Source organism: Haloarchaeobius sp. FL176 (genome assembly GCF_024609245.1).
In the GTDB taxonomy this organism is placed as follows: Archaea; Halobacteriota; Halobacteria; order Halobacteriales; family Natrialbaceae; genus Haloarchaeobius.
Window position 1 is genome coordinate 184,866 of record NZ_JANJYH010000002.1, and the last position, 19,105, is coordinate 203,970.

Here is a 19,105-nt window from a genome sequence, read left to right on the forward strand (position 1 = left end):
CGCTTCAGGGAACGCCTATGGGGCGATACCGTCGAACTGGAAGTGTGCGCCGCCCAGCCCTCCGCCCCGCGTCGGCCCTCCCCTCCGGGCCCGTGGCGAAGTACTACCTCTACAAGCTCACCGCGACGGCCGGGCTCACGGTTCCCGTCTGGGTGCTGTTCCTGCGCGCCCAGCACCTGAGCTACACCGAGATCATGCTGCTTGACGCCATCTGGTGGGTCGGCCTGACGGCGGGCGAGATACCGACGGGCTACGTCGGCGACCGGATGGGCTGGCGGAACAGCCTGGTGGTCGGGAACGCGCTTCGGGCCGCCGCCGTCGTGGCGATGGGGCTGGTCTCGACGTTCGCCGCCTTCGCCGGCGTCTACCTGCTCTGGGCGCTGGGGTCGACGCTCATGTCGGGGAGCACGGACGCCTGGCTGTACGAGACGCTGGAGCGGCGCGGCGACGCCGATGCGTTCGCGCACTGCCGGGGTCGCGGACAGTCGCTGACGCTGGCCGCGGGTGCGGCGGCCGCGGTCCTCGGTGGCTACCTCGGAACGGTGAGCTTCCGGCTCCCCTTCCTGGTGACGGGCGTGCTGTGGGCGGGCGGCGCGGTCGTGTTGGCGACGATGCCCGCGGTCGCGGTGGCCGACGACGACCGGCTGACCATCCTCGAGGCGCTGCCGGTGCTACGCGAGCGCCTGCTCTCCGTCGAGCTCCGGGGTGTCGTGCTCTGGGTCGCGGTCGTGCTCGCGGTCGCGAACGCGACGGGGCGGCTCACCCAGCCAGTCGCGGTCGACCTCGGCGTGCCGTCGGCGTGGCTCGGCTGGCTCTACGCCGGATTCACCGTGTTCGCGGCGGTGGCCAGCGACCGGTCGGCGTGGCTCCGGGACCGCTTCGGCTTCGACGGCTGGCTCCTCCTTGGGCCGGCAGTCCTCGGGGGGCTCCTCGCTGCGGTCTGGTTCGCGCCGGTCGTCGCCCTGCCGGCGTTCGTGCTCGTCCGCGTGGTCCGCACGCCGACGGAGACGCTCGCCAACGAGTACATCAACGATCGCGTGGCGACGGCCGGCCGCGCGACGACGCTCTCCGGCGTCTCGATGGTCAACGCGGTCGTCGCTATCCCGTTCGGCGTCGCGCTCGGTGCCGCCGCCGACCTGTCGCCATCCCTCGCGCTGGCCGGCATCGGCGCGGTGCTTCTCGCGCTCGTCGGTGTGGTCGCGCTCGGCGGCCTCGTCACGACGGACGCACCCGAACCACGCTCGGCGGACTGAGAGTTCGCTGCCCGACGGCCACAGCGAGCGTCGGGATTAATGAGCCCTCCGACCGAGGTGTCGCTCATGCAGCGTGAACTGACGCGGCGACGTCTGGTCGCCGTCGGGGGGAGTGCGGCGGCGACCGCGTCGCTCGCGGGCTGTTTCGGCCCCGGCGAGGACGACGAGGACGACGAGGAGGGTGGAGAGTCCGGCGGCGAGGAGGACGACGAGCGGCTCGCGGATCCGGCTCCCGGCGCGACCCCGGAGCACTGACCACCGCGAAACGGGCCCGACAGGACGCTGTCGGTTCCGTGGCGCGTTTTATGAGTCCGGCCGCCGTGCTCTCACGTATGGACGACAACAGCTCGGTAACGATGTCGGTAGAGGAACGGGACGCGTTCCTCGGCAGCGGCGGCACCGGCGTGCTATCGCTCTCGACCGACGCCGGGGACGCTCCGCACGCGATTCCGGTCTCCTACGGCTACGATGCCACGGCGGAGACGTTCTACTTCCGGCTCGCGGTCGGTGGAGACCGGTCGAAGGGCGAACTCGGCGGCCGGGCGGCCACGTTCGTCGCGTACGGGCAGGAAGGCGAGACCGCGGACGGCGACTGGCAGAGCGTCGTCGCCAGCGGCACGCTGATCGATGTCGAGCGCGAGGCGGTCGCGACGGAGAGCCTCGCGGCGCTCGACCGCGTCGACATCCCGCTCGTCGACATCTTCGGCGCGCCGACGGGCGACGTGTCGTTCCAGTTCCTCCGACTCGACCCCGACGAACTGAGCGCCCGGGAGGAGAGCCCGACTGGCGTCTGAGCGGTCGCGGGTGGACTCAGGCGTCGTCCAGCAGGCTCCGACCCGTCATCGCGGCGGGCTGGTCCACGCCGGCCAGCGCGAGCAGCGTCGGTGCCACGTCACAGAGCGAGCCGCCCTCGTGGACCCGCTTCCCGCCGTCGTCGCCCGTAGGCGAGAGATAGACGAACGGCACGTCGTTGTACGTGTGAGCGGTGTGCGGACGCTCCTCCGTGCCCATGTCGTCGGCGTTGCCGTGGTCGGCGGTCACGACTGCGTGGCCGCCCGCCGCTTCGATGGCCGCGAGCAGCCGCCCGAGCTGCGTGTCGACCGTCTCGACGGCCTCGACCGCCGCCCGGTAGTCGCCCGTGTGGCCCACCATGTCCGGGTTCGCGTAGTTCAGCACGAGCACGTCCGGGTCGTCCCGCTCGACGTGCCGGATGGCCGTGTCGGTGACCGCCTCCGCACTCATCTCCGGCGTCTCGTCGTAGGTCGGCACGTCCGGGCTCTCGATGATCTCGCGCGTCTCGCCCGCGAACTCGACCTCGCGCCCGCCGTTGAGGAAGTAGGTGACGTGGGCGTACTTCTCCGACTCGGCGAGCCGGAGCTGGGTCAGCCCGGCCGCGGAGACGACCTCGCCGAGGGTGTCCGCGGGCTGGCGCGGCGCGAACGCCACGGGCAGGTCGAACGTCTTGTCGTACTCCGTCATCGTCACGAGCCGGACCGCGGGCGGCTCGGGCCACTGCTCGACCGTCTCGTCCTCGGGCTCGATGTCCGCGAGCAGCCTGGTGAGCTGGCGCGCGCGGTCCGACCGGAAGTTGAAGAAGAGGACGGCGTCGCCGTCTTCGAGCCCCGCGTGCTCGCCGACCGTCGTCGCCTCGACGAACTCGTCGGTGTCCCCGCGCTCGTAGCTCGCCTCGACGGCGTCGACCGCCGTCTCGGCGTGATGCTCGGCCTCCCGGTCCACGATAGCGTCGTACGCCTCGCGGGTGCGCTCCCAGTTCCGGTCGCGGTCCATCGCGTAGTACCGGCCCGTGACGCTGGCCACGTCGCCGGTGCCGTACTCGTCGACGACGGCTTCGAGGTCGGCCAGATAGCCCGCGCCACCCTTCGGGTCGGTGTCACGCCCGTCGGTGAACGCGTGCGTGACTGCAGGGGTGCCACGCTCGGCCGCCAGCTCGATGAGCGCGTGGAGGTGCTTCTGGGAGGAGTGGACGCCCCCGTCGCTCACGAGGCCCATCAGGTGCACACGGCCGTCGTGCTCGTCCGCGTGGTCGAACGCCGACGCGATGGCATCGTTCTCGTCGAACGCGCCGTCGGCGTCGTCCTCGGGCGCGTCCGGGTCCCCGCGCCAGCGTGCGATGGCGTCCTCGATGCGGGTGTACTCCTGCATCACGACCCGGCCCGCGCCGATGTTCAGGTGGCCGACCTCCGAGTTGCCCATCTGTCCGTCCGGGAGCCCGACGCGCCGGCCAGTCACCGAGAGCCGGCCGTCGGCTCCCTCCCGGCTGATGCGGTCGAACACCGGCGTGTGGGCCGCCGCGACGGCGTCCCTGTGGTCGCCCGGGTCGTCGTTCAGGCCCCAGCCGTCGAGAATCACGAGTGCCGTCTTCATGTGCGTGGGGTCGTGGGTCGGGTCAATGAATGGTTCGTTCGCTAGGCGTACTCCTCTGAATTGTAAGTGGTTGGACCAGCTCTCGTCGCTCGGACAGACCGGTTGAATCGACAACACCCAGAAAGCTCCCGCGTTCTCGCCGCCTGGAACTCGCTGCGCTCCTCACTCCGTTGCGATGCTCGCCCCTCGCGCGGTTAGCGGCTCGCGGCCTTCGGCACGCTCGCCAGCGCGCGCCGTGCCGGTCTATTCGACGACCCCGTCACCAACCACACGGCCAAGACACCCCGCGCCGGCAGGCGCGTGGGTGTCGAGGGGGAGGGCTGGCGCGGTGTGGTCGCGGTTGCGGGGCGGGACTGGAAGGGCCGAGCGCCTCGGGGCTTTCTGGCTGTTCGAGTACCAGCGTGTTCCCACGAGTATCGAGACTGGCCCACCATCAGCCGGAGTAGAGAGAAGATCACCGCCTGCGTTCGAGAGCGGGTTCGACGCGACTAAACCCACACCAGCCACACCAGACGATATGCGACAGTTCGTCATCTGCGGCCACGACGTTCCCACATCGCCCGACTTCTCGCTGGACGCGCTCGCGAGCGAGGCCGGGCGGCTGGACCTGCTCTGTCGATGTCTGAACGCGGCGTTCCTGACGAGCCACGGGCTGCGCGACGACGTGCAGGTCCACCTCGTCATCCAGGACGAGTTTACCGTCACCGTCGACGGGGCGACGGTGCGGAACCTCCACCCGGACGAGCGGTCGACCGCGGCGCTGGTGCGGACGGCGCTGGAACACCGCGACGATGCCATCGGCCACCAGCCCGCGGAGTCCTCGCCGGGCGTCAGCATCCGCCGTGTGGGACTGGACGTGGTGCTCGACGAGTGCGCCCGCGATGGCACCGTGGTCCAGCTCCACGAGGACGGTGCACCCGCCAGCGAGGCCAAACCTCCCGAGGACCCGACGTTCGTGCTCTCCGACCACCGGGACTTCACCGACACCGAGGCCGAGTTGCTCGCCGACGCCGCGGCCCAGCGTCTCCGGCTGGGGCCGACGCTGCTCCACGCGGACCACGCCGTCACCGTCGCCCACCACTACCTCGATACCGACGGCTACGCAAATTTCTGATAGCACCCGATAAGGTCGAAATTAAGTGAGTGGGACTCAGAGGGTGATGCATGTCCACCGACACCCCCGACGCCTGCCGGTTCTGTGCGCGCACCGTCACCTCGACGGCGACCGACACCGTCCACCGAGTCTACACCCGACGAGTCGACGCCGACGGCGCGACCGTCGCCACCACCGAGCGGTTCGCCTGCGACCACTGCTTCGCGGACGTCCGCGCGCTCACCGCCGACATGCGACGCCACTCCGTCTCGGACAACGGTGCGCTGGCCGCCCACGACTGCAGCTTCTGCGGCGGCGATACCGAACCCGGTGCAGACGTGACACAGCTCGACGTGGACCAGCAGCGATACGTGCTCTGTGCCGACTGCACCGACGTGTTCGAGCGGTTCTGCGCCTCGGTCCCCGAGACGGAACCCGGCCCCGCCGCCGACGCTTCGGCCGCGACCGAGGTCGTCGCCGACGGCGGCACCCCCGAGCAGGACGGCACCGACCTCGGCACCGTGCTCGACTCCGGTCTGGACGACGTCGTTGAGGGCGACCGCGTCCACTTCGACCTCCGACGCGACACCGGCGACGACTCCGCCCCCACCAAGACGGTCTCCGGCGACGTCACGAGCGCCGACACCAGCTACATCGGCGGCTCCACCATCTACGTCGACGGCGACGACGGGGAGGAGTACCGCGTCGAGTCCAGTTTCTCCTCCGACGCCGTGCGCGTGACCACCGTCCACGGGCACGACCTCCAGTTCGAGGGCCACCTCGACGAGCTCCGCGTCGACCGGTGAGTCGTCGGGCGTTTCGGAAGCGTTAAAAGTCGCCCACTCGTCTATCTCGAATGCGGGCCGGTGGGGTAGCTTGGTATCCTTCGGCCTTCGGGTGGCCGTAACCGCGATTCAAATTCGCGCCGGCCCACTTTTCCCCACTTCACACCGACGAGCCGCGGCTGTTCCCTGCGAAGTCGGCCACAGCCGGTAGCCGGAGCCGAACGTTTTACTCCCGACGCCCTCGCACGCCAAGCCATGGACGAATCAGCCGACAACGACACCACGCCAGCCAAGCCACTCGGCGACAGCCTCCACGGCCGTTTCGCCGACGCGGACATCGACCCGGTCGAGGCGGTCAGGGAGGAGCGCAAATGACGACCGTCGTCGATACGGACGTGTTCCTCGCCGCGCTCGTTGCCGACGGCGAGCACGGAGACACAGCACGCGCGTTCCTCAACGACGCCGACGACCTCGCCACGTCGACGCTGACGATGCTGGAGCTGCAGGCTATCCTCGTGGACGAGGCTGGGATGGACGCGGAGACTGTGCGGGACGCCTGCGAGGACATCGTGGACGCCGTGGACGTGTACGAAGCGGACATGGACGACTTCGGACTGGCGGAGACGATGCGCGGCAGCACGGACCGTGGCGCGGAGCTGACGAACAACGACTGGACGCTGCTCGCGATGGCGGCGAATCTCGGCGCGGACCTGGCGACGTTCGACGAGCGGAAGCAGTCCCAGGGTGCGGTCGCGCCCGAAGCCTGAGAACCGAACGGCCGGTACGCCCAAGTGACCGCTTCGCGCAGGGACAATCAGTTGCGAATGTCACCGAGCGAGAACAACGGGGGGCGGCGGACGGACGGGGGGCGTCACGAATGTACGAACTGCGGTGCGAGTCTCGACCCATCCACGGACGTCTGTCCTCGCTGTGGGGTCGAGCAGGCGGACGGCGGCCGCGGACGGACGGCCGACAGACGGTCGGGGGCCACCGGCCGCGAGAGTGACGGCGACGAGCGGGAGAGGACGACACGGTCGACCCGTCGGCAAGCGGACGACGGGCGCTCGCAGGATGCCGGCGGGGGCCAGCGGGACTGCCGTAACTGCGGCGTGAGCCTCGACCCGTCGACCGACATCTGTCCACGCTGTGGGGTCGACCAGACCGGGAAGACGTCGCCGGACTCGAAGCGCAGCCGGCGAGAACGCGGCGACGGTCGGTCGTCGGCCACCACGGACCGGCGGCAGTCAGGTCGGGACGGGTCGTCACGGCGGCGCGGGACCGACGACGGGCCGGACCAGTCGGAGCGGCGGTCGGACAGTCGACCCGCGGGCGGGCGGGACAGCCCAGGGAACGAACGGTCGAAGCGTGCGGACACTCGCGGTCGCGGGACCGACGCGCGGTCCGACCGTGGTGGAACGACGGACCGGGGCCGCCGCGAGGACGACCGGGGGCGACGCACCGACGACCGTCGTGGCGACGACCGAGGGCGTCAACCCAACGAGCGGCGCGACGACGACCGCCGCGACGACGAGCGACGGCGGCAGGGAGGGAGACGGCGCGGCGAGGGCCGCCACGACCCGGAACCGGCTCCGAGCCGAGGAGAGCAGGACAGGCGCGACGAGCCGTCTCGCCGCGGCGAACCGCGTGACCAGCGCACCGACAGGCCGCCAGCGTCGGCCGGTAGCGGCCACCCGGAGACCGACCGCCGGGGGCGCCGCGGAACACCCCCCGCCGAGGAGACCAGCGGCGGCGGTACGACGACGCGAACGGAGCCCGTGACCGAGGACCGGGGGCCACCGCGCGAACACGGGGCCGAGACGGGCGCGCGACAGCGTGACGGCGACCCACCACGGCCGGACCGCGGCGGTGGGTCGAACGTCCGTCCCCCGGCCGACGGTGTGGAGGGTCCGGGGGACCACCATCCGGACACGCGAGGCCCGGACAGCATCGGCACCGACATGAAGTATCCGATGAACGAGGAGGGATGGTGGAAGACCATCACTCTCGGGACCGTGCTCGAGTACCTGACGTTCCTCATCGTCCCCGGCTGGCTGTTGACGGGATACTACGTCCGGGTGATGCGGCAACGGCTCACCGGCGACCCCGAGCCCCCGTCGTTCTCGGACCCCGGTGACCTCCTGGTCGACGGCATCAAGGGCTCTATCATCGCCTCCGTCTACGGCATCATCCCCATCATCGCGTTCGTCGTGTTCGTGCTGGGCAGCATCACCGCAATTCTGAACGGGAACTTTCAGGAGGGGATCGGGAGCCTGCTTACTGGGCTCGTCATCTGGTTCGCGCTGACCGCGCTGTTCGGCTACGCGGGCTCGGCGGGGATGGCGCGCTTCGCCGAGACCGGGTCGATGCTGTCCGGGTTCTCCCCGAAGCTGGCACGCGTGCTCGTCAGTGGAACGTGGTTCGTCGCCTGGGTGAAGGTGACTATCGTCGGCGCAATCGCCTTCGCCATCTCGGTGGCCATCGCGCTCATCCCGGTCGTCCAGCTCATCACCGTCGTCGTCACGCCGGTGAAGATCAAGTACCTCGGCACGGTGTTCTCGAAGCAGTTCGCGGACGCCTACGCCAGTATCTACGCTACCTGAACGGGCCATCCCGTGACGGATTCCACAGTTTCATGTGCGCTCGGGGTCGTCTGTCTCCCAATGACGGCCGGGCACGGGGCGACCGCCGGACACGGATGGGCCGACCGACGAACCGACGCACGCTCGCGGACGACCACCGCGGCCACACGACGAGACGGTGGCCGATGTTGCTAGTGGTCTGTGGCCTGCCCGGTGCAGGCAAGACGACCATCGCCGAGGCGGTGGCCGACCGCGTCGACGGCCGGCTCGTCCGGACCGACGTGGTGCGCAAGGAGCTCTTTCCCGACCCCGACTACACCGAGGCCGAGAAGCTCGCGGTGTACGCCGAACTGCTCGGCCGTGGCCGCGAGGTCGTGGAGAACGACGAGACGGCGGTGCTCGACGGGACGTTCAAGGAGGCGCGCTTCCGCGAGGACGTCGTCGACCTCGCGGCGGACCTCGGTGTCGACTTCCAGCTCGTGAAGGTCGAGTGCGACGAGGCCGTCGCCCGCCGGCGCATCCGCGAGCGCACCGACGACGAGAGCGACGCCGACCCGGACCTGCACTCGCGGTTCCGCGAGCTGTTCGACCCCATCGAGTGCGAGCACGTCGTGGTCGACAACTCGGCCGACCTCGACGCGACCCTCACACGTGTCGACGAGCTGTTCCCGACCGCGGACCCGACGAGCGTCCCGGCGGGGGAGTGACTCAGACGGTTCGCAGCAGGAACTCGGACACCGCGTCGGCGACCTTCTCGTGCTGACCGACGAAGAAGTGGTCGGCGCCGAAACGGACCGTCTCGAAACCCAGTTCCTCCGCGCGCTCGACGATTCGCTCCCAGTCGACGACGTCGTCGCGCTCGCCGTAGCAGATCTGGAGAGGAGCGTCGAGGTCGTCCAGTGCCGCGACCGCGTCGAGGTCGTCTGCGAGTCGGTCGGCGGGTGCGAGCGCGCCGACTGCGGTGACGGGCACGTCGACGCTCGCGGCGGCGAGGATGGAGAGACAGCCGCCGAAACTGAAGCCGAAGAGGCCGACGCGGTCGTATCGCTCGGCCGCCCAGCGTACCGCGTTGCGCACGTCCTCGCGCTCGCCGTAGCCATCGTCCCAGTCGCCGTAGTCGATGCGCAGGCAGTCGACGCCGCCGGCTGTCAGCGCATCGGCGACGGCGACGAGGCGCTTGTCGCCGCGGTGGCCGCGATGCTGTGGGTGTGGCGGGCACGCGACGACGCAGGCGTCGACATCGCCTTGCGATTCGTCGAGACTCGCGCGAACGTCCCTGGCTCCCGGTACGAGAACTGTATCGGCTGTCACACGTACACCTTCGGAGAGTGACGTTTTTAAGTTCACGGAGTGAAATAACGCAATATGGGAATACTATCGCGGACGTCGTACGTCCTCAAATCGAAGATCAACTCGTTGTTGAACCGGGCCGAGGACCCGACGGAGACGCTCGATTACTCCTACGAGCAGATGCGCGACCAGCTCCAGCAGGTCAAGCGCGGCATCGCCGACCTGACGACACAGAAGAAGCGGCTGGAGATGCAGAAGCGCCGGCTCGAGGAGGACGTCGAGAAGCACAACCGGCAGGCCCGCGAGGCCGTCCGGCAGGACCGCGAGGACCTCGCGCGCCGTGCGCTCGAGAAGAAGAAGACGAAGATGCGCCAGATGGAGGAGCTCGACGCCCAGGTCGAGGGCCTCCAGGACACGCAGGACCAGCTAGTCGACAAGAAGGAGGCCCTCCAGCAGCGCATCGAGGAGTTCCGCACGAAAAAGGAGTCGATGAAGGCCCGCTACGAGGCCGCCGAGGCGAGCAACCGCGTCTCCGAGGCCATGACCGGCGTCGGCGACGAGATGGACGACGTCGGGATGGCCATCGAGCGCGCCGAGGAACGCACGCAGGACATGGAGGCCCGCGCGGCCGCCATGGACGAGCTCTACGACGAGGGCGCGTTCGACGACGCACTCTCGGACAAGGACTCCATCGACCGCGAGCTCGAGGAGCTCGGCACGTCCAGCGGCGTCGAAGCCGAACTCGACACCCTCAAGTCCGACATGGGCAAGGGCGGCGGCTCCGCCGACGCCGGGTCCGCCGACGAGCCGAGCAGTGACGAGGAGGTCTCTGCGGACCTGGAGGAGCTCGAGGCCGAGATGGACGCCGCCGAGTCCGGCGGCTCCGGCGACGAGGCCATCGAGGCCGACCTCGAGGGGCTGGAGGAGGAAGAGGGGAAGAACTCGGACGCGTAACCGCCCGTCGACAGTTCCCATTCTGCCGCCGCGTTCCCGGACCCCCAGCCCCGCGAGCCCGGGGGAGAGCAGCCTACGGGGTTCGGCCACACGTTTTTCAGCGTCTTCACCGTCGCACGCGGTATGGACGAAGCCGACGACGTGAGCGACGACACCATGCGCAGCCGCGCCCAGGAGTCGAGCTGGAAGCTGCGACTGCTGCTCGATGCGAACCGGTGGCTCGTCGCTGCGGGCATCCTTGCGTTCGTGTTCCTGGGCACGCTCGCCGCCGGCCTCGCCGTCGACGGGGTGGCACGCCTCACGGCGAGTGACCCCGTCGAGACGCTGTTCCAGGCGCACGTCACCGCCATCGTCACCGGCGTCACGCTCGTACTGACGCTCAACCAGCTCGTGCTCTCACAGGAGCTCGGGGCGGCGGGCGACCAGCGCGAGCGCATGGCAGGCGCGACGACGTTCCGGGAGGACGTCGCCGACGTGGTCGGCGTCCCCGTCGCGCCGGCGGACCCCGCCACGTTCCTGAAGGCGATGCTCGACGCCGCCGACGAGCGTGCAGCCGACCTCGCCGAGAGCGCAGCGGCGGAGGGCGACGCAGTGGGCCACATCGAGTCACTGACGGACGCGGTGCAGAGGAACGCCGCCGCCGTGAGCGACGAACTGTCGGGCACCGAGTTCGGTGACTTCGACGTCGTCGCTGCCGCGCTCGACTTCAACTACTCCTGGAAGCTCTACGCGGCGAAGCGCCTCCGCGCGGAACACGGTGACGAGCTCCCGGCCGACGCGGGGGAGACACTCGACGAGCTTGTCGACCTCCTCTCGCTGTTCGGCCCCGCCCGGGAGCACATCAAGACGCTGTACTTCCAGTGGGAGCTCGTCGACCTCTCGCGGGCCATCAGCTACGTCGCGGTGCCCGCCCTGCTCGTCGCGATAGCGATGCTCTCCTTCTTCGACCCCGCCTCGCCCGCGTTAGCCGGGTCGACCTTCGGCGTCACCCACGTCTTGCTCGTCTACGCTCTCGCCAGCACCATCTCGGTCGCGCCCTTCGCCGTCCTGCTCGCGTACGTGCTGCGCGTCGCGACCGTCGCAAAGCGCACCCTCTCCATCGGCCCGTTCATCCTCCGCGACACCGACCGCTCGTTCGACTACGACGACGACTGACCCGGCGACGGGACGGCCGGGCATCACCGGTGGCTCCGGCCACAAGCGTATAGTCGCAGTAGCGCGACCGGATAGCCGTGATGTGGGTTCCGGTCATCGCCGCGGGACTGTGTGGCCTGCTCGGCGTCGGCCTCGTCCAGCTCTGGCGCGGCCGCCTCACCGCGACGGCCGCCCACGACCAGCTGGTCGTCGACGCCCGGTTCCGGACCCCCGGAGAGCCTGTCGACCGTGACACCGTCGCCAACCTCGCCATCGTCGCGCTCGAACTCCTCGCGCTCGTGCTGGCCGCGGTGCTGACCGGCTACCTCGTCGTCGAGACGGCGCTCGCCCCCTCTCTGAAGGCCCTCTTCGCCGCCACCTACGGCGTCGCAGCGGTGCTCATCGGCCGCGCCGCCTACGTCCGCCTCGGGCTGCCGGTCCCCGGACGCACCGCCGTCGACGACCCGGAGACGCTGGACGACCTGACCGACTCCCTCGTGGAGAGCCTCGGCGAGCCGACCGCCGCGGAGTTCGAATCCCTCTACGTCGCGATGACGACCGCCCGCGACGACGGCCCCGGTCCCGACGTGGTCACGGTCGCGCTCGTCGCCGCCGCCCGCGCCGAGATGGACGTCGCCACCGTCGAGTACTGGGCGGCGACCAACGGCATCGCCAGCCCCGCGACGGTCGCGAACCGCCGCGACGAGCTCGCCGCCGCCGGCGTGCTGAAGGCCGACTGCTTCGAGCTCGCCCGGCCCGAGTTCGTCGACGCACCTGCTCCCGACGTGGCGTCGATGACGACGACGCTGCTGAGCTGAGCGCACCCGCGACTGTCCTCGGTCGAGAAGAAGAAGAAACCGGTTCAGAGAACTACCGACCGGTCACTCGAGGTCGAAGCGGTCGAGCTGCATGACCTTGCTCCACGCGTCGGCGAAGTCTTCGACGAACTGCTCCTCGCCGTCTTCGGCACCGTAGAACTCGGAGATCGCGCGGAGTCGGGCGTTCGAGCCGAAGACGAGGTCGACGCGGCTCGCGGTCCACTCGAGCTCGCCGGTCTCGCGGTCGTAGCCCTCGAACTCCAGCCGTTCGTCGGAGACGGGCTCCCACTCGACGTCCTCGCCCAGCAGGGTGGCGAAGAACTCGTTGGTCAGCGTCTCCGGCTGGTCGGTGAACACGCCGTGGTCGGTGTCCTGGTAGTTCGCGCCGAGCGTGCGCATGCCGCCGACGAGCACCGTCATCTCGGGCGCCGTCAGGTTCAGCAGGTCCGAGCGGTCCACGAGGATGTCCTCCGGGTCGCGCTCGGCCTCGTCGCCGTAGTAGTTGCGGAACCCGTCGGCCTTCGGCTTGAGCGCCTGGAACGACTCGACGTCGGTCTGCTCGGGCCGGGCGTCCGTCCGGCCGGGCTCGAACGGGATCTCAACGTCGTAGCCGGCGTCGGCCGCGGCCTGCTCGACTGCCGCGTTGCCGCCGAGCACGATGAGGTCGGCCAGCGAGACACGCGTGGCGTCCGAACGCGAGTCGTTGAACTCGGCCTGGATCTCCTCGAGGGTCCCGAGCACGGACTCCAGCTCCGCCGGCTCGTTGACCTCCCAGCTCGCCTGGGGTTCGAGGCGGATGCGCGCGCCGTTCGCGCCGCCGCGCTTGTCGCTGTCGCGGTACGTCGACGCCGACGCCCACGCCGTCTTGACCAGCTGCGAGACGGAGAGGTCGGAGTCGAGGATCTCCGTCTTGAGCTGGGCGATCTCTTCCTCACCGACCGGCTCGTAGTCGGCCTCGGGGAGCGGGTCCTGCCAGAGCATCTCCTCGTCCGGGACCTCCGGGCCGAGCAGTCGCTGCGGCGGGCCCATGTCGCGGTGGATGAGCTTGTACCAGGCCTTCGCGAAGGCCTCCTGGAACTCCTGGGGGTTCTCGTGGAACCGCTCGACGATCTCCAGGTAGTCCGGGTCCCGCTTGAGGGCGACGTCCGTCGTCAGCATCATCGGCGTGTCCGTCTCGGACGAGTCGTGGGCGGCCGGCACGCTGTCCTCGAGCTCCTCGTCGACCGGCTTCCACTGCCAGGCACCGCCGGGGCCCTTGTGTGGCTCCCACTCGTGGTTCAGCAGGTTGTCGAGGTAGCCCATGTCCCAGGAGATCGGGTTCTGCGTCCAGGGGCCCTCGATGCCGCTGGTGATCATCTCGCTCCCCTTGACGGGGCCGTCGGCACCCTCGACCTGCCAGCCGAGGCCCTGCTGCTCGATGGGCGCGTCGGCGGGCGGGGAGCCGTGCTCGTCCTCCGGGTCGTCGGCGCCGTGGACCTTCCCGAAGGTGTGACCACCGGCGATGAGGGCGGCGGTCTCCTCGTCGTTCATCGCCATCCGGCTGAACGTCTGGCGGATACGGTCGGCGGACCACTCGGGGTCAGGCTCGCCCTCGGGGCCCTCGGGGTTGACGTAGATGAGACCCATGACCGAGGCACCGAGTGGCTCCTGCAGGAAGTCGTCCCCGTCGAAGCGGTCCCAGGTCTCCATCTCGTCCTCGGGACCCCAGTCGATGGCGTCGTCGGACTTCCAGGCGTCCTCGCGGCCGCCGCCGAAGCCGAACGTCTCGAAGCCCATCGACTCCAGAGCGACGTTGCCCGTCAGCACGAGCAGGTCGCCCCACGAGAGCTTCCGGCCGTACTTCTGCTTGACCGGCCAGAGCAGCCGTCGTGCCTTGTCGAGGTTGGCGTTGTCCGGCCAGCTGTCGAGCGGTGGGAACCGCTGTCGGCCGCCGCCCGCGCCGCCGCGGCCGTCGACGGTTCGGTACGTGCCGGCGCTGTGCCAGGCCATCCGGATCATCAGCGGCCCGTAGTGTCCGTAGTCGGCGGGCCACCAGTCCTTCGAGTCCGTCAGGACGGCTTCGATGTCGGCTTTCACCTCGTCGAAGTCGAGCGATTCGAACGCCTCCGCGTAGTCGAACTCCTCGTCCGTCGGCCCGACGTCACGGGCGTTCTGGTCGAGGATGTCCACGTTGAGCAGGGTCGGCCACCAGTCCTGGTTTGTCTTACTCATCATCGAGAAATTGTTGCTATTCCCTGTTAAGGGTACCTAATTCGGAAACGAACTCTTTGCAGTCGCAAAATTATCTACAGGAATACTGAAGCCCGACACCACGGCACGGACTGCGTTCGCACCGGCCGGCGGCCGCCGCCGTACCACGACCCGATTCAGTCCGTTCCGGTGACGTACGTCTGGTCGTGGTCGGGGAACACCTCGCCAACGGCGTCCGGACCGGCGATGTCGGCGAGCAACGGCCGCAGTTCGGCCTCGTAGTCGGCGCGGCGAATCTCCTCGCTCGGGCCCACTGTCACGGCGAGCTTGGACTCGACGACCCTGTCGACGGCGTTGCGGCCGAAGCCCGAGAGTGGTGCGACGTAGTCCACGTCGTGGCGGTCCTCGAGACTCTGGGCCTGTGCACGGGAGATTGTCGGCACGCGGTCGTCACGGCGAGTGCCGTCGGCGATGGCGTCGAACTCCTGGGCTGCGAGGCGCTCGAGGGCGTGCTCGTGGACCTGCTGGATACCGTTGCGGGGGAAGCCGTCGGCGCGCATCCGGGCGACGGCGTCCTCGGCGGCCGCGCGGTCGAGTGCGAGCCGCTCGAAGGGAAAGCCCACCGCCTCGGCCGCGTCGCGGGCGTGTTTCCAGTCGTCCGTCACGCCGAAGTGGCCGGTCACGAGGGTGACGTCGTAGAACTCGTCACAGAGCAGCGCGGCTAGCGTGGAGTCCTTGCCACCGCTGTAGAGCAGCCCCAGTTGCATCAGCGCCGACGGATATCGAAGCTCTGGGAGTCCGGCTTGAGTTCGCGGAGCAGGTCCTTCATCTTCTCCTCGTCGATCTGGCCCTGAATGCGGCCCGACCGTGCGAGGGCGACGACCTGCTGCTCGACCTGCTCGGCGAAGTCGGGTTTGGACATCCGCACGGAGTTGAGTCGCTTGCGGGCCCCGTCGGTGAGGTACTGCCGGAGGAGGGCCTGCTTCTGTGCTTCGGCTTGCTCCCGCCTGGCGTCCTGAGCCTCGGTGTCGGCGCCGCCCTGCTGTTCGCGCATCTGCTCCATCTTCTTCTCTCGAAGCTTCTCGAGTTCGTCGTCGTCGGGACTGCCACTCATACTACCCGTTTGTCGATTGCGGAGGAAAATCGTTTCGACTGTTCGCAGTCGTTACGCGTAGCGCTCGAGCTCCGGCCGGTCGAGCTCTTCCATCACGTCGGCGGCGATGTTGTCGAGGAAGCTGCGCCCCTCGGCGGTGATACGGCGACCCTCGCCGTCGGCGGTCTCGACGAGGTCCTCCTCCTCGAGCTGCTGGAGGGCGACGCGGATGATTTTCTTCGAGCCGTTGGTGCGGTGGGACGTGGCGACGCGGTAGCGGGTCGAGCCGTTCTTGGAGCCACCGTACTCGGTGGAGAGACGGTCGACGCCGACGGGGCCGGTGTCGGCGACCTTGCGGAGGAGGGAGGCCGAGCGGATGGCCCAGAAGTTCTCCTGCTCCGGCGGGAGCTCGCGGTTGACGCCTGTCTTGCTGAATTCGAGCCACTCGGGCTCGTCGAGTCGATCCTCGAGTTCGGCGGCGACGGCCTCGATGAGGTCGTCGGCCGGAACGTCGTACATCGTCGTCATTGCACCTTGGTTCCCTCGCGCAGGTTAAAAGGGCATCGTCTTCCTGCCGGGGCGTCGCAGCCGGAGACGGGCGTCGTCGAGGGCTCTCAACCACGCTGGGCGGTGCCGAGCGCGGCCGTCGCGCCACCGCCGGCGAGTTCCGGAACGCGAGAGATAGCAAGGCACTAACGCACCGCGCCGCTTTCGTGGAGCATGGACGACTTCGACGACGCGGTCCGAGCCATCCTGGCGACCGGACCGGTCTGTGACGCCTGTCTCGGGCGGCCGTTCGCGGACCGCAGCTTCGGGCTGACGAACGCCGAGCGGGGTAAGGGGCTGCGTGTCACGCACGCGCTGGCCGAGGACGACCCCTACGAGACCGTCGAGCCCGACGAGTGCTGGGTCTGTGAGGGGCTCTGTGGCCGCTTCGACGAGTACGCCGAACTCGTCGCCGACGGGCTCGCGGATATCGAGTTCGAGACGTACCAGGTGGGCACCCGCACCCCGCCGCTGGTCGAGGAGAACGACCGCCTGCTTCGGGAGGACGCCGGGATGGAGCCGGATTCGGGCGAGCTGTTCAAGAGCGAGTTCAACCGCGAGGTCGGCAAGCGCGTCGGCCGGCTGACCGACACCGAGGTCGACTTCACGCGCCCCGACGTGCTCGCGCTGGTGAACCTCGATGCGGCCGCCGAGGACCCCTCCAGCCACGCGGTCGAGGTGCAGGTCAACCCGGCGTTCGTCTACGGTCGCTACCGCAAGCTAGAACGCGACATTCCCCAGACGGAGTGGCCTTGCCGCGAGTGCGGCGGCTCCGGCGTCCAGCTCGGCGACGACGGCGAGGAGCCCTGCGACCACTGCGGCGGCTCCGGCTACCTCTACGACATGAGCGTCGAGGAGCACGTCACGCCGCACGTCCTCGAAGCCATGGACGGCGACGAGGCGCTGTTCCACGGTGCGGGCCGCGAGGACGTCGACGCGCTCATGCTGGGCACCGGCCGGCCCTTCGTCGCCGAGGTGAAACGGCCCCGAAGCCGGGACCCCGACGCCGAGGCGCTCCAGCGGCGCATCAACGAGGAGGCCGCCGGCGCGGTCGAAGTGGAGGGCCTCCGCCTCGCCACCCACGAGATGGTCGAACGCGTGAAAGAGCTCGACGCCTCGAAGACCTACCGCGCCAAGGTCGAGTTCGACGACGCCGTCGATGCCGACGCGCTCGCCGACGCCGTCGCCACGCTCTCGGGGACGACCGTCCGGCAGCACACCCCGCATCGGGTGGACCACCGGCGGGCGAAACTCGACCGCGAGCGCACCGTCTACGAGATCTCGGCCGAGCAGACCGACGACCGCCACGCCACCGTCGACGTCCACGGCGAGGGCGGCCTCTACATCAAGGAACTCATCAGCGGCGACGAGGGCCGGACCGAGCCCTCCCTCGCCGGCCTGCTCGGCGTCGACGCGACCGTCAGCGCACTCGACGTGCTCGCGGTCGAGGGCGAGGACGAGCCGTTCGACGACCCCGACTACCTGCGGTAGCGGGGGAACTGTTTTTGTCGTGTGTCACGTTGTCATGGTTCGAGGGGTTACCCAATGTGCCACCATGATATCGAGATAGAACACACCGCAATCGAGGATATCGAGGACGACAGCACCGACGAGTCCGAGGACGGCGAGTTCGCGGAGATGCCCACCGCCGCCGACGACTGAGTACACCTTCCCTTCTTTCGGGACGCGAACTGACGGCGAGCGACTGCTTTCTGACCAACCGGGTGGGCTTTCTCGCTGTTCGGGGTTCCCGTTGCGCTCGTGGCTGCCGAACCATCTTCCCTGGTACTTCACCGAAAGATGGCCCCACGCAACAACCGACAGCGACGGTCAGCAACGAAAACGACCAAGACACCGCGGGATGAAACGAGGTGCAGATGCGATTCGGTGTCGACGAGGCCGGCAAGGGACCGGTGTTCGGCTCGATGTGGGCGGCCGCGGTGGTCGTCCCGCGAGCGAGCGTCCTCCCCGACGGCGTGGACGACTCGAAGCGACTCAGCCCGGAGCGCCGCGAGACCCTCGCGAGCACGATCTACGACGACGACCGCGTCCAAGTCGGGGTCGCGGAGATACCCCCTGCGAGAATCGACGAACCCGAGACGGACATGAACTCGCTGACGGTCGCGGCGCAGGCCGAGGCCCTGGACGACGCCGGGGTCGACGGGGCGCGAGGCGTCGTCGACGCGGGCGACACGGACGCCGCGCGGTTCGGCCGGCGGGTCGGGGACGCGGCCGATGGCGACGTGAGGGTCGTCCCGGCGCATCGCGCGGACGAATCCGACGCCGTCGTCGCGGCCGCGAGCATCGTCGCGAAGGTCGCCCGCGACGCCCAGATGGCCGCGCTCGCCGACGAGTACGGCCCCGTGGGGTCGGGCTACCCGAGCGACGGCACCACCCGCGAGTTCCTCGCCGACTACGTCGAGCGGACCGGCGAGCTACCGCCCTTTGCCCGCGAGTCGTGGTCGACCTGCGCGGACGCGCTGGCCGCCGCCGAGCAGTGTGGCCTCGGCGAGTTCTGAGCAATCCCTTTGACGCTGGCGGGCGAACCGCCACGCATGTACGACGATATCCTCTTCCCGACCGACGGCAGCGAACCGAGCATGGCTGCGTTCGAGTACGCCGTCGACCTCGCCTCGACCTACGGCGCGACGCTGCACGTACTGTACGTCGCCGACACGAACCGCGATAGCGTCACGACCGTCAGCGGCGAGGTCGTCGACGCGCTCGAGTCGGAAGGAGACCGTGTCGTCGCCGACGTCGAAGACCGCGCAAGGGACCACAGCGTCGAGACGACCACCGAAGTCATCCAGGGCGACCCCTCCACGACTATCCTCGACTACGCCGAGGACCGCGGCGTCGACTGTATCGTCATGGCCACCCGCGGACGGTCGGGAGTCACGGACCTGCTGCTCGGCAGCACAACCGAACGGGTCGTCCGCCAGTCGTCGATGCCGGTGCTGGCGGTCAGCGACGACGACTAAAAGA

At 69.4% G+C, this 19,105-nt stretch carries 20 protein-coding genes and 1 tRNA gene; 15 read left to right on the top strand and 6 right to left on the bottom strand.

The window, feature by feature from the left end; all coding sequences use genetic code 11:
- Window positions 1-44: 44 nt before the first annotated feature.
- From NO978_RS04080 to NO978_RS04090, 3 genes are all read left to right on the top strand, one after another.
- On the top strand, window positions 45-1,253 hold the full coding sequence (locus NO978_RS04080; protein ID WP_257298246.1) for an MFS transporter: 1,209 nt from the start codon (window positions 45-47) through the stop codon (window positions 1,251-1,253).
- A 66-nt stretch (window positions 1,254-1,319) separates the two neighbouring features.
- The gene (locus NO978_RS04085; protein ID WP_257298247.1) at window positions 1,320-1,508 is read left to right on the top strand and encodes a hypothetical protein; all 189 of its coding nucleotides are present in this window, start codon (window positions 1,320-1,322) and stop codon (window positions 1,506-1,508) included.
- 77 nt (window positions 1,509-1,585) lie between these two features.
- Window positions 1,586-2,047 (top strand): pyridoxamine 5'-phosphate oxidase family protein, encoded by a 462-nt coding sequence (locus tag NO978_RS04090; protein ID WP_257298248.1) that lies wholly within the window; start codon window positions 1,586-1,588, stop codon window positions 2,045-2,047.
- Between the two features lie 16 nt (window positions 2,048-2,063).
- Here the strand turns inward: NO978_RS04090 and gpmI are convergent, their stop codons facing one another.
- Window positions 2,064-3,638 carry a 2,3-bisphosphoglycerate-independent phosphoglycerate mutase gene (gpmI, locus tag NO978_RS04095; RefSeq protein WP_257298249.1) on the bottom strand — a complete coding sequence of 525 codons (1,575 nt, stop codon included), beginning with the start codon at window positions 3,636-3,638 and terminating at the stop codon, window positions 2,064-2,066.
- Between the two features lie 517 nt (window positions 3,639-4,155).
- Here gpmI and trmY point away from each other — a divergent pair.
- The 6 genes from trmY to NO978_RS04125 all read left to right on the top strand — a co-directional run bounded on the left by trmY (window position 4,156) and on the right by NO978_RS04125 (window position 8,802).
- The gene (gene trmY, locus NO978_RS04100) at window positions 4,156-4,752 is read left to right on the top strand and encodes a tRNA (pseudouridine(54)-N(1))-methyltransferase TrmY (RefSeq protein ID WP_257298250.1); all 597 of its coding nucleotides are present in this window, start codon (window positions 4,156-4,158) and stop codon (window positions 4,750-4,752) included.
- 50 nt (window positions 4,753-4,802) lie between these two features.
- Complete coding sequence (locus NO978_RS04105) at window positions 4,803-5,537, top strand: hypothetical protein (RefSeq protein ID WP_257298251.1); 735 nt, start codon at window positions 4,803-4,805, stop codon at window positions 5,535-5,537.
- Window positions 5,538-5,591: 54 nt separating this feature from the next.
- Window positions 5,592-5,664: transfer RNA gene (locus NO978_RS04110), tRNA-Pro, on the top strand.
- Between the two features lie 223 nt (window positions 5,665-5,887).
- Window positions 5,888-6,283: a PIN domain-containing protein gene (locus tag NO978_RS04115; protein WP_257298253.1), complete on the top strand. Its 396-nt coding sequence runs from the start codon at window positions 5,888-5,890 to the stop codon at window positions 6,281-6,283.
- A gap of 57 nt (window positions 6,284-6,340) precedes the next feature.
- The gene (locus NO978_RS04120; protein WP_257298254.1) at window positions 6,341-8,116 is read left to right on the top strand and encodes a DUF4013 domain-containing protein; all 1,776 of its coding nucleotides are present in this window, start codon (window positions 6,341-6,343) and stop codon (window positions 8,114-8,116) included.
- Between the two features lie 95 nt (window positions 8,117-8,211).
- Window positions 8,212-8,802 carry an AAA family ATPase gene (locus NO978_RS04125; protein ID WP_257298255.1) on the top strand — a complete coding sequence of 197 codons (591 nt, stop codon included), beginning with the start codon at window positions 8,212-8,214 and terminating at the stop codon, window positions 8,800-8,802.
- 1 nt (window position 8,803) lies between these two features.
- On the opposite strand, the gene NO978_RS04130 is transcribed toward NO978_RS04125, so the two are convergent.
- The gene (locus tag NO978_RS04130) at window positions 8,804-9,406 is read right to left on the bottom strand and encodes a CocE/NonD family hydrolase (RefSeq protein ID WP_257298256.1); all 603 of its coding nucleotides are present in this window, start codon (window positions 9,404-9,406) and stop codon (window positions 8,804-8,806) included.
- Between the two features lie 54 nt (window positions 9,407-9,460).
- Here NO978_RS04130 and NO978_RS04135 point away from each other — a divergent pair, with 54 nt between their 5' ends.
- The 3 genes from NO978_RS04135 (at window position 9,461) to NO978_RS04145 (ending at window position 12,291) form a co-directional block, all read left to right on the top strand.
- The gene (locus NO978_RS04135; protein ID WP_257298257.1) at window positions 9,461-10,339 is read left to right on the top strand and encodes a PspA/IM30 family protein; all 879 of its coding nucleotides are present in this window, start codon (window positions 9,461-9,463) and stop codon (window positions 10,337-10,339) included.
- A gap of 123 nt (window positions 10,340-10,462) precedes the next feature.
- Window positions 10,463-11,494, top strand: a complete 1,032-nt coding sequence (locus tag NO978_RS04140; protein WP_257298258.1) for a hypothetical protein — start codon at window positions 10,463-10,465, stop codon at window positions 11,492-11,494.
- 80 nt (window positions 11,495-11,574) lie between these two features.
- Window positions 11,575-12,291, top strand: a complete 717-nt coding sequence (locus tag NO978_RS04145) for a DUF5821 family protein (RefSeq protein WP_257298643.1) — start codon at window positions 11,575-11,577, stop codon at window positions 12,289-12,291.
- A 63-nt stretch (window positions 12,292-12,354) separates the two neighbouring features.
- Here NO978_RS04145 and katG read toward each other — a convergent pair whose 3' ends face one another.
- The 4 genes from katG to NO978_RS04165 form a co-directional block, all read right to left on the bottom strand.
- On the bottom strand, window positions 12,355-14,502 hold the full coding sequence (gene katG, locus NO978_RS04150) for a catalase/peroxidase HPI (protein WP_257298259.1): 2,148 nt from the start codon (window positions 14,500-14,502) through the stop codon (window positions 12,355-12,357).
- Window positions 14,503-14,657: 155 nt separating this feature from the next.
- Window positions 14,658-15,248 (bottom strand): alpha hydrolase, encoded by a 591-nt coding sequence (locus NO978_RS04155; RefSeq protein WP_257298260.1) that lies wholly within the window; start codon window positions 15,246-15,248, stop codon window positions 14,658-14,660.
- On the bottom strand, window positions 15,248-15,595 hold the full coding sequence (locus tag NO978_RS04160) for a DNA-binding protein (protein ID WP_257298261.1): 348 nt from the start codon (window positions 15,593-15,595) through the stop codon (window positions 15,248-15,250). The genes NO978_RS04155 and NO978_RS04160 overlap by 1 nt, the downstream gene beginning before the upstream one ends.
- A 51-nt stretch (window positions 15,596-15,646) precedes the next feature.
- Window positions 15,647-16,102, bottom strand: a complete 456-nt coding sequence (locus NO978_RS04165) for a 30S ribosomal protein S19e (protein ID WP_257298262.1) — start codon at window positions 16,100-16,102, stop codon at window positions 15,647-15,649.
- Between the two features lie 192 nt (window positions 16,103-16,294).
- Between NO978_RS04165 and NO978_RS04170 the strand changes: the two genes are divergently transcribed.
- The 3 genes from NO978_RS04170 to NO978_RS04180 all read left to right on the top strand — a co-directional run bounded on the left by NO978_RS04170 (window position 16,295) and on the right by NO978_RS04180 (window position 19,101).
- Window positions 16,295-17,611, top strand: coding sequence for a tRNA pseudouridine(54/55) synthase Pus10 (locus NO978_RS04170; RefSeq protein WP_257298263.1), 1,317 nt, complete (start codon window positions 16,295-16,297; stop codon window positions 17,609-17,611).
- A 386-nt stretch (window positions 17,612-17,997) separates the two neighbouring features.
- A complete protein-coding gene (rnhB, locus tag NO978_RS04175) occupies window positions 17,998-18,639 on the top strand; it encodes a ribonuclease HII (protein ID WP_257298264.1) in 642 nt (213 codons plus the stop codon).
- A gap of 36 nt (window positions 18,640-18,675) precedes the next feature.
- On the top strand, window positions 18,676-19,101 hold the full coding sequence (locus NO978_RS04180) for a universal stress protein (protein WP_257298265.1): 426 nt from the start codon (window positions 18,676-18,678) through the stop codon (window positions 19,099-19,101).
- Window positions 19,102-19,105 lie beyond the last annotated feature (4 nt).

Excerpts from the sequence above, each read along its gene's own strand:
- katG (WP_257298259.1), bottom strand. The coding sequence starts at position 14,502 with ATGAGTAAGACAAACCAGGACTGGTGGCCGACCCTGCTCAACGTGGAC.
- NO978_RS04090 (WP_257298248.1), top strand. The coding sequence starts at position 1,586 with ATGGACGACAACAGCTCGGTAACGATGTCGGTAGAGGAACGGGACGCG.
- NO978_RS04145 (WP_257298643.1), top strand. The coding sequence starts at position 11,575 with ATGTGGGTTCCGGTCATCGCCGCGGGACTGTGTGGCCTGCTCGGCGTC.
- rnhB (WP_257298264.1), top strand. The coding sequence starts at position 17,998 with ATGCGATTCGGTGTCGACGAGGCCGGCAAGGGACCGGTGTTCGGCTCG.
- NO978_RS04085 (WP_257298247.1), top strand. The coding sequence starts at position 1,320 with ATGCAGCGTGAACTGACGCGGCGACGTCTGGTCGCCGTCGGGGGGAGT.
- NO978_RS04125 (WP_257298255.1), top strand. The coding sequence starts at position 8,212 with ATGGGCCGACCGACGAACCGACGCACGCTCGCGGACGACCACCGCGGC.
- NO978_RS04180 (WP_257298265.1), top strand. The coding sequence starts at position 18,676 with ATGTACGACGATATCCTCTTCCCGACCGACGGCAGCGAACCGAGCATG.
- NO978_RS04135 (WP_257298257.1), top strand. The coding sequence starts at position 9,461 with ATGGGAATACTATCGCGGACGTCGTACGTCCTCAAATCGAAGATCAAC.
- NO978_RS04105 (WP_257298251.1), top strand. The coding sequence starts at position 4,803 with ATGTCCACCGACACCCCCGACGCCTGCCGGTTCTGTGCGCGCACCGTC.
- NO978_RS04140 (WP_257298258.1), top strand. The coding sequence starts at position 10,463 with ATGGACGAAGCCGACGACGTGAGCGACGACACCATGCGCAGCCGCGCC.
- NO978_RS04120 (WP_257298254.1), top strand. The coding sequence starts at position 6,341 with ATGTCACCGAGCGAGAACAACGGGGGGCGGCGGACGGACGGGGGGCGT.
- NO978_RS04170 (WP_257298263.1), top strand. The coding sequence starts at position 16,295 with ATGGACGACTTCGACGACGCGGTCCGAGCCATCCTGGCGACCGGACCG.
- trmY (WP_257298250.1), top strand. The coding sequence starts at position 4,156 with ATGCGACAGTTCGTCATCTGCGGCCACGACGTTCCCACATCGCCCGAC.
- NO978_RS04160 (WP_257298261.1), bottom strand. The coding sequence starts at position 15,595 with ATGAGTGGCAGTCCCGACGACGACGAACTCGAGAAGCTTCGAGAGAAG.
- gpmI (WP_257298249.1), bottom strand. The coding sequence starts at position 3,638 with ATGAAGACGGCACTCGTGATTCTCGACGGCTGGGGCCTGAACGACGAC.
- NO978_RS04155 (WP_257298260.1), bottom strand. The coding sequence starts at position 15,248 with ATGCAACTGGGGCTGCTCTACAGCGGTGGCAAGGACTCCACGCTAGCC.
- NO978_RS04165 (WP_257298262.1), bottom strand. The coding sequence starts at position 16,102 with ATGACGACGATGTACGACGTTCCGGCCGACGACCTCATCGAGGCCGTC.
- NO978_RS04115 (WP_257298253.1), top strand. The coding sequence starts at position 5,888 with ATGACGACCGTCGTCGATACGGACGTGTTCCTCGCCGCGCTCGTTGCC.